The sequence below is a fragment of the Roseovarius autotrophicus genome (genome assembly GCF_018069895.1).
GTDB classification, from domain to species: domain Bacteria; phylum Pseudomonadota; class Alphaproteobacteria; order Rhodobacterales; family Rhodobacteraceae; genus Roseovarius; species Roseovarius autotrophicus.
Genome location: NZ_JAGQDH010000007.1, coordinates 112,318 through 120,215, shown reverse-complemented (window position 1 = coordinate 120,215; position 7,898 = coordinate 112,318). Strand labels below are relative to the sequence as shown.

The window sequence follows — 7,898 nt, the reverse complement described above, 5'->3', positions numbered from 1 at the left end:
GTTTCCCGGTGCCGCCCCGTCGGTTCCTGCGCGCGCCCGGCAGCGGCAGCGGCACGTGCAGGCCGCTGCGGCCTTCGGCTTGGGCGGACGAGGGCGATTCAGGCGAAACGGTCGGGGCTGATGCGCGCCTGCGCGGTGTGACGTGGCCCCAAGAAACCGGGCCATTCACAATGGGAGTTAGTTCTTGTAACGCTCTCCGAATGCAAGGCTCGCTCGGCATGCGAGGGTGTCGAGCACGGGACAGTCCGGCACCGCATCGTCCGCGCATTGTGCGGCGGTCCGCAGAGGCAACCACAGGAAACGGATGACCCGGCTCAATCCCTCAGGATTCCAGGCAGATCGAGCCCGTGTTCGCGCGCGCAATCAATGGCGGTCTGATAGCCGGCATCGGCATGGCGCATCACACCGGTTGCCGGATCGTTCCAGAGTACATTTCTCAGGCGCCGGTCAGCATCAAGGCTGCCATCGCAGCAGATAACCATGCCGGAATGTTGCGAAAAACCCATGCCGACGCCGCCGCCATGGTGCAGGCTGACCCAGGTGGCGCCTGACGCGGTGTTGAGGAGCGCGTTCAGAAGCGGCCAGTCGGACACGGCATCAGAGCCGTCTTTCATGGCCTCTGTCTCGCGGTTGGGGCTGGCGACAGACCCCGAATCCAGATGGTCGCGCCCGATGACGACCGGGGCCTTCAATTCGCCGTTGCGGACCATTTCGTTGATCGCCAACCCCGCCTTGTGGCGATCGCCCAGCCCGATCCACATGATACGGGCGGGCAGGCCCTGAAAGGCGATGCGCTCGCGCGCCATGTCGAGCCAGTTGTGAAGGTGGGCGTTATCGGGGAAAAGCGCCTTCATGCGCGCATCGGTCTTGTAGATATCCTCGGGATCGCCCGAGAGCGCGCACCAGCGGAACGGGCCGATGCCCCGGCAGAAGAGCGGGCGGATATAGGCGGGCACGAAGCCGGGAAAGGCAAAGGCGTTCTCCAGCCCTTCCTCCAGCGCGACCTGGCGAATGTTGTTGCCGTAATCAAGCGTCGGCACGCCTGCGTTCCAGAAGTCCACCATGGCCGCGACATGGGTACGCATCGAGGCGCGTGCGGCGGCCTCCACCGCCTTGGGATCGGTCTCCTGTTTGGCGCGCCATTCCGCGACGCTCCAGCCCAGGGGAAGGTAGCCGTGGATCGGATCATGTGCCGAGGTCTGGTCGGTCACGATATCGGGACGCGGGCCGCCCGCCTTCATCCGGCGCACCAGTTCGGGGAACACCTCTGCCGCGTTGCCGATGAGCGCCACGGATTTCGCCTCGCCCGCCTTGCACCAGCCGTCGATCATGGCCAGCGCCTCGTCAAGGTCGTGGGCCTTGGCGTCGCAATAGCGGGTGCGGATGCGGAAATCGGCGCGGGTCTCGTCGCATTCCACGGCCAGACAGCAGGCCCCGGCCATCACGGCGGCCAAGGGCTGCGCCCCGCCCATGCCGCCCAGACCGGCGGTCAGGATCCAGCGGCCCTTGAGGTTTCCGCCGTAATGCTGCCGGCCTGCCTCTGCGAAGGTCTCATAGGTGCCTTGGACGATGCCCTGCGTGCCGATATAGATCCACGATCCGGCGGTCATCTGGCCATACATGGCCAGTCCCTTGCGGTCCAATTCGTTGAAGTGATCCCAGGTCGCCCAATGCGGCACGAGGTTGGAATTGGCGATAAGAACGCGCGGCGCGTCCGCATGGGTGCGGAACACGCCAACGGGCTTGCCCGATTGCACAAGTAGCGTCTCGTCGGCCTCAAGCGCGCGCAAGGCGTCGCAGATGCGGTCGAAATCCTCCCATGTGCGCGCCGCGCGCCCGATCCCGCCATAGACGACAAGCTCATGCGGGTTCTCGGCGACATCGGGGTGGAGGTTGTTCATCAGCATCCGCAAGGGGGCCTCGGTCAGCCAGCTTTTCGCGCTGATCTCGGTGCCGGTGGCGGGATAGATGTCACGGGTGTTGTGGCGGGGATCGGTCATGGTCAGCCTCTCAACTCGGGGGCCAGCGTGGCCAGTTTGTGCAGGATATCCGCCAGCACCGGGCGCAGCATCGCGGCGCGGGCGGGGTCATAGGCGAAGGGCGGGGATTCCGAGGCCAGATGGGTGGATTGGGCCAGTTCCATCTGGATCGCGTGGATATTGTCCTTCGGGCGGCCATAGTGGCGGGTGCACCAGCCGCCCTTGAAGCGGCCATCAAGCACGGTCGGGCGGCCCGTGGCCGTGCACCGCTCAAGAACCGCCTGCGCGATGCGCGCATCGCAGGTGGTGCCGTCCGCCGTGCCGATGTTGAAATCCGGCAAGGTGCCCTTGAAGAGGAACGGGATCTTCGAGCGGATCGAGTGGCAATCATAGAGGATCGCCACGCCGTGACGTGCGCGCACCCGTTGCAGTTCGGCGGCCAGCGCCGCGTGATAGGGCGCGTGATACGCCCCCCGGCGCGCCTCGATCCCGGCGGCGTCGGGGGGCAGATTCCAGATCGGTTCACCGTCGAAATCGGTCAGCGGGACAAGGCCGGTGGTGTTCTGCCCCGGATAGAGGCTTGATCCTTCGGGTGGGCGGTTGGCGTCGATCACGTAGCGATGGAAGGTGGCGCGCACGGTGGTGGCACCGGGCAGGAGACCATCATAGAGCCGGTCCACATGCCAGTCGGTATCGGCAAGCGTTTGCCCGCGTGCGTTCAGCCGTGCCGCAATCTCGGGCGGCACATAGGTTCCCACATGCGGCAGGCCGAGCACCACTGGGCCGTCGCCCTGTTCGACGATCACCGGCGTCATGGCCGCACACCCTCCAGCCCCGCCGCCGAGATCAGCGCGCCGGAGCGGATCATTTCCGCCGCGCGCTCCAGATCGGGGGCAAGGAAACGGTCTGCCCCGAGCGGGGCCACCTCTGCGCGCAGCGCGGCAATCACCGCTTGCAGGCGCGGCGAGGTCTGTAGCGGCGTGCGAAACCCGATGCCCTGCGCGGCGCAAATTGCCTCGATCCCGAGGATGACCGCAAGGTTGCTGTTCATCCGCCCCAGCCGCCGCGCGCCATGGGCGGCCATGCTCACATGGTCCTCCTGATTGGCCGAGGTGGGGGTCGAATCGGTGGAGCAGGGATTGGCCAGATGCTTGTTCTCGCTCATCAATGCTGCGGTCGTCACCTCGGCGATCATCAGCCCCGAGTTCAGGCCCGGCGCGGGCGTCAGGAACGGCGGCAGGTCATGGCTCAGCGTCGGATCGACCATGAGCGCGACGCGGCGTTGCGCGATGGCCCCGATCTCGGCCAGCGCCAGCGCGATGATATCGGCGGCGAAGGCCACCGGCTCGGCATGGAAGTTGCCGCCCGACACGATCCGCCCCGGCCCCAGGACAAGCGGATTGTCGGTGACGGCATTGGCCTCGATTTCCAGCGTGCGCGCGGCGTGACGAAGCAGGTCGAGCGCGGCGCCCGCCACCTGCGGCTGACAGCGGATGCAATAGGGGTCTTGCACGCGGGCGTCATCGTCCCGGTGGCTCTCGCGGATTTCCGAGCCGTCCATCAGCGCGCGCATCTCGCGGGCCACCTCGATCTGACCGGCATGGCCGCGCAGATCGTGGATTTCGGGCTGCAAGGGCGCGGTGGAGCCCATGATCGCATCGGTGGACATCGACGCCGTGACCATCGAGGTGGTGGCCGCGCGCCAGCCGTCGAAAAGGCCGGTGAGCGCAAGCGCGGTGGAAAACTGGGTGCCGTTGATAAGCGCGAGCCCCTCCTTGGGGCCAAGCACGACGGGGCTGAGGCCCGCACGGGCAAGCGCCTCTGCGCCGGGAAGCCGCGCGCCCGCGACTGTCGCCTCGCCCGCGCCGATCATGACGGCGGCCATATGGGCAAGCGGCGCAAGATCGCCAGAGGCCCCGACCGAGCCTTGGGAGGGGATCACCGGCACGACGCCGCGCGCCAACATCCCCTCGATGAGCGCGACGATCTCCCATCGCACGCCCGAGGCCCCGCGCCCGAGGCTCAGAAGCTTGAGCGCCATCATCAGCCGTGTGGTGGCGGGATCGAGCGCGTCGCCCACGCCGCAGCAATGCGACAGGATCAGGTTGCGTTGCAGCGTCTCGGTATCCCCGGCGGCGATCTTGACCGAGGCAAGCTTGCCGAAACCGGTATTCACGCCATAGACCGCCGCGTTCCCCATCGCTGCGCGCTGCACGGCTGCGGCTGCAGCCTCGACGCCGGGGCGGGCGGCCGGATCGAGGCGTGCGGGCAGCCCGTCGCGCCACAGCCGTTCAAGTTGTGCCAGCGTGGTGGAACCTGGGGTCAGACTCAGCATGCGCGTCCTCCAAAGATGCGGGCGTGAAGCGGGTTGAAGCCGATGCGATAGGCAAGTTCGGCGACGGTTTCGACATTCCAGACCGCCAGATCGGCACGCTTGCCTGCGGCGAGGATCCCGCAATCCGTGAGTCCGAGAGCGCGGGCGGCATGGATGGTGACGGCGCGCAGGGCCTCGTCCGGGGTCATCCGGAACAGGGTGCAGGCCATGTTCATGGCCAGCAGCAGCGAGGTCAGCGGCGACGAGCCGGGATTGCAGTCGGTGCCAAGCGCCATAGGCACGCCATGGGCACGAAAAGCGGCGATCGGCGGCAATTGCGCCTCGCGCAGGAAGTAGAATGCGCCGGGCAGCAGAACGGCAACGGTTCCGGCGGCGGCCAGGGCGCGGGCATCGGCCTCGGTCGCGTATTCGACATGATCGACCGAAAGCGCCCGATACCGCGCCGCCAACTGGCATCCACCCTGATGCGACAGTTGCTCGGCATGCAGCTTGACCGGCAGGTCAAGGCGGCGCGCGGCATCAAAGACCCGTGCGATCTGGGCGGGTGAAAAGGCGATCCCCTCGCAGAAACCATCGACCGCATCGACCAGCCCCTCGTCATGGGCCGCTTGCAAGGTGGGGATGCAGATCTCGTCGATATAGCGGTCGCCATCCTGCCCTTTCGGCACCGCGTGGGCCCCGAGAAAGGTGGTGCGCAGCCGCACCGGGCGCGCCCGCCCGAGGGCACGGGCGACACGGAGCATCCGCAACTCGGTCTCGCGATCAAGCCCGTAGCCCGACTTGACCTCGATGGTCGTCGCACCTTCAGCCAGCAGCGCATCCAGCCGCGGCAGAGCCTGTGCCAGCAGGTCGTCCCCGGAGGCGTTGCGCGTGGCTTCGACCGTCGAGACAATGCCGCCGCCCGCGCGGGCGATGTCCTCGTATGAAGCGCCTTCGAGCCGCATCTCGAACTCGCGCGCGCGATTGCCGCCATGCACCAGATGGGTGTGGCAATCGATCAGGGCAGGGGTAATAAGCCGCCCTTCCATGTCCTGGCGCGCGAGGCTTGTGTAATCGGCGGGCAGCGCGTCCTCGGGTCCGACCCAGAGGATCCGGTCGCCCCCGATCACCACCGCCCCGCGCCCGTCAACCGGCGCGACCGGCATGGCCAGCCTGGCGTTGGTCAGAAGTTGCGGCTGCGGCATTTGCATCTTGATTCCCCCTTCGCTTTCGCAGATTATGTCTATACTTAATTTTCGAGTCAACGGGCAAACGACGGGGAACGCGATGACCGCCAGAACCATAACTGCACTGCGTATCTGGGCCGAACAGGCGCTGTTGGCCGGAGGCTGGGCGCGCGATGTTGCAGTGACGCTGGATGACGCGGGGCGAATCGCGGCGCTGCGCCCCGACAGCCGACCCGAGCCGGGCGCGCGGCGCGTGGGCGCGCTTCTGCCTGCGCCGGCCAATCTGCACAGCCATGCCTTTCAGCGCGCCATGGCTGGCCTCACCGAGCGCCGCGGCCCTGATCCGCGTGACACGTTCTGGACATGGCGCCAGCTCATGTTCCGCTTTCTCGACCGGCTCGGCCCCGACGATGTGCAGGCGATCACCGCCTTCGTGCAGATGCAGATGCTCGAATCCGGCTATGCCGCGGTGGCAGAGTTCCACTATCTGCACCACGCGCCCGGCGGTCGGCCCTATCAGTCACTGGCCGAGATGTCGGCGCGCGTCGTGGCCGCCGCAGGGCAAAGCGGGATCGGTCTGACGCTGCTGCCGGTGCTTTATCAATACGGTGGCTGCGACCAGCGCGCGCTGGCCGCGGGGCAGATCCGTTTCGGCAACGATCCTGATCGCTTTGCCCGCCTCGTCGATGAGGCCGGGCAAGCGCTGGCCGCGCTGCCCGGCGATGCCCGGCTGGGCGTGGCGCCGCACAGTCTGCGGGCGGTCTCGCCCGAGGGACTGGCGATGGCGGTTGCGCTGCGCCCCGACGCACCATTGCACATGCATCTGGCCGAACAGGTGGCCGAGGTCGAGGAGGTGCAGGCGGTCCGGGGCGCACGCCCTGTCGAATGGTTGCTGGATCATGCGCAGGTCACCGCCCGCTGGTGCCTGATCCATTGCACCCAGATGCAGCGCCGGGAGACCCTGACGCTGGCGGCCACGGGCGCGGTCGCCGGTCTTTGCCCGATCACCGAATCCAGCCTTGGCGACGGGATTTTCGACGGTGTGGCCTGGACCGGTGCAGGTGGCCTCTGGGGCATCGGCTCGGACAGCAACATCCGTATCAGCCTGTCGGAGGAGTTGCGCAGCCTCGACTATTCGCAGCGCCTGCGTGACCGTTCGCGCGCGGCGCTGGCGACTGCCGACCGCTCTACCGGGCGGGTGCTTCTGGAAAGCGCGGCGCGCGGCGGGGCAAAAGCCTGCGGGCGCGATGCGGGCGTGCTGGCAGTGGGCAAGCTGGCTGATCTTGTGGCGCTGGACACTGGCCATGTCGATCTGGAGGGGCGGCAGGGCGACAGCCTGCTTGACGCCTTCATCTTCGCCGCCGATGATCGCGCGGTGTGCGACGTCTGGTCGGCAGGGCGGCATCTGGTGAGCGAGGGAAGGCATGTGAAGCACGATGACATCACCCGCGCCTATCGCGCCGTGACGCGGCGTCTGGCGGCGTTGTGATTGCCGGCTCCGTCACATGGCAATCGCTGCGTGCCGAGGCGCTGCGCCGCATCCGCAGCCGGATCTGGCCACCCGGCGCGCAGATCCCGCACGAGGCCGATCTTGCCGAGGAATTCGGCTGTGCGCGCGCAACGGTGAACCGCGCGCTGCGCGATCTGGCCGAGGCGGGCTATCTCGAACGGCGGCGCAAGGGGGGCACGCGGGTTGCGCTGACCCCGGTGCGCAAGGCGACATTCGAGATATCCATCATACGCCAGGACATCGAGGGACGCGGGCAGGGATATGGCTACCGGCTTCTGGCCGACCGGCTTGCGCCTGCCCCGACAGAGGTTCGGAAAGCCCTGCGCCTGATGGACGGCAGCATGTCCGAACTGCGCTTCGTGCGGGCGTTGCATCTGGCCGATGATCGGCCCTTCTGCCTGGAGAGCCGCTGGCTCAACCCTGCGGTGGCCGGGCCCGGGCTGTGCTTTGACGCGCAGAGCGCGAATGAGTGGCTGGTGCGCAACATTGCCTTCTCGGGCGGCGATCTCGGCTTTTACGCCCGCGCTGCCGACCGCGCGCTTGCCGCGGATCTGGCATGCGATGAAGGCGCGGCCCTGTTCGCCGTGGACCGCACCACCTTTTCCGATACCACGCCGATCACGGCGGTCACGCTGACCTATGCGCCGGGCTATCGCCTGGTCACGGAGATGTGACGCGCCCCGCTTGCGCGCAGCGGCTCCGCGCGAGGCGTGAACGCGAATGATCGCACCTGAGACCCCCGATATGCCGTGGCGGGCGGACGCCATCCTTGTCATCCGGCTTTGGCCGGTCATCTCCGTCAGGCTGCTGAACCGTCAGCCGCTTTGGCAAGGAAGGGTTCCGGGGTGTCGTGGCGCTTTAGCCCTGGTGCGGCGCACTGGGAGGACGGTGCCTCGGCCTTCATTTTC

Annotated in this window: 6 protein-coding genes; 2 read left to right on the top strand and 4 right to left on the bottom strand. The window is 67.5% G+C overall.

What is annotated here, in order from left to right:
• Nucleotides 1-314: 314 nt before the first annotated feature.
• From hutU to hutI, 4 genes are read right to left on the bottom strand one after another with little or no spacing between them, the layout of a single operon-like run.
• The gene (gene hutU / locus KAK09_RS10210) at nt 315-2,000 is read right to left on the bottom strand and encodes a urocanate hydratase (RefSeq protein WP_210878831.1); all 1,686 of its coding nucleotides are present in this window, start codon (nt 1,998-2,000) and stop codon (nt 315-317) included.
• Between the two features lie 2 nt (nt 2,001-2,002).
• Nucleotides 2,003-2,794: an N-formylglutamate deformylase gene (gene hutG, locus KAK09_RS10205; protein WP_210878830.1), complete on the bottom strand. Its 792-nt coding sequence runs from the start codon at nt 2,792-2,794 to the stop codon at nt 2,003-2,005.
• Nucleotides 2,791-4,314 carry a histidine ammonia-lyase gene (hutH, locus tag KAK09_RS10200; RefSeq protein WP_210878829.1) on the bottom strand — a complete coding sequence of 508 codons (1,524 nt, stop codon included), beginning with the start codon at nt 4,312-4,314 and terminating at the stop codon, nt 2,791-2,793. Before hutH ends, hutG begins: the two co-directional genes overlap by 4 nt.
• The gene (gene hutI / locus KAK09_RS10195) at nt 4,308-5,498 is read right to left on the bottom strand and encodes an imidazolonepropionase (protein ID WP_210878846.1); all 1,191 of its coding nucleotides are present in this window, start codon (nt 5,496-5,498) and stop codon (nt 4,308-4,310) included. Before hutI ends, hutH begins: the two co-directional genes overlap by 7 nt.
• 82 nt (nt 5,499-5,580) lie before the next feature.
• Between hutI and KAK09_RS10190 the strand changes: the two genes are divergently transcribed.
• Nucleotides 5,581-6,969: a formimidoylglutamate deiminase gene (locus KAK09_RS10190; protein ID WP_210878828.1), complete on the top strand. Its 1,389-nt coding sequence runs from the start codon at nt 5,581-5,583 to the stop codon at nt 6,967-6,969.
• Nucleotides 6,966-7,664: a GntR family transcriptional regulator gene (locus tag KAK09_RS10185; protein ID WP_336244445.1), complete on the top strand. Its 699-nt coding sequence runs from the start codon at nt 6,966-6,968 to the stop codon at nt 7,662-7,664. The genes KAK09_RS10190 and KAK09_RS10185 overlap by 4 nt, the downstream gene beginning before the upstream one ends.
• The last annotated feature ends 234 nt before the right edge of the window (nt 7,665-7,898 follow it).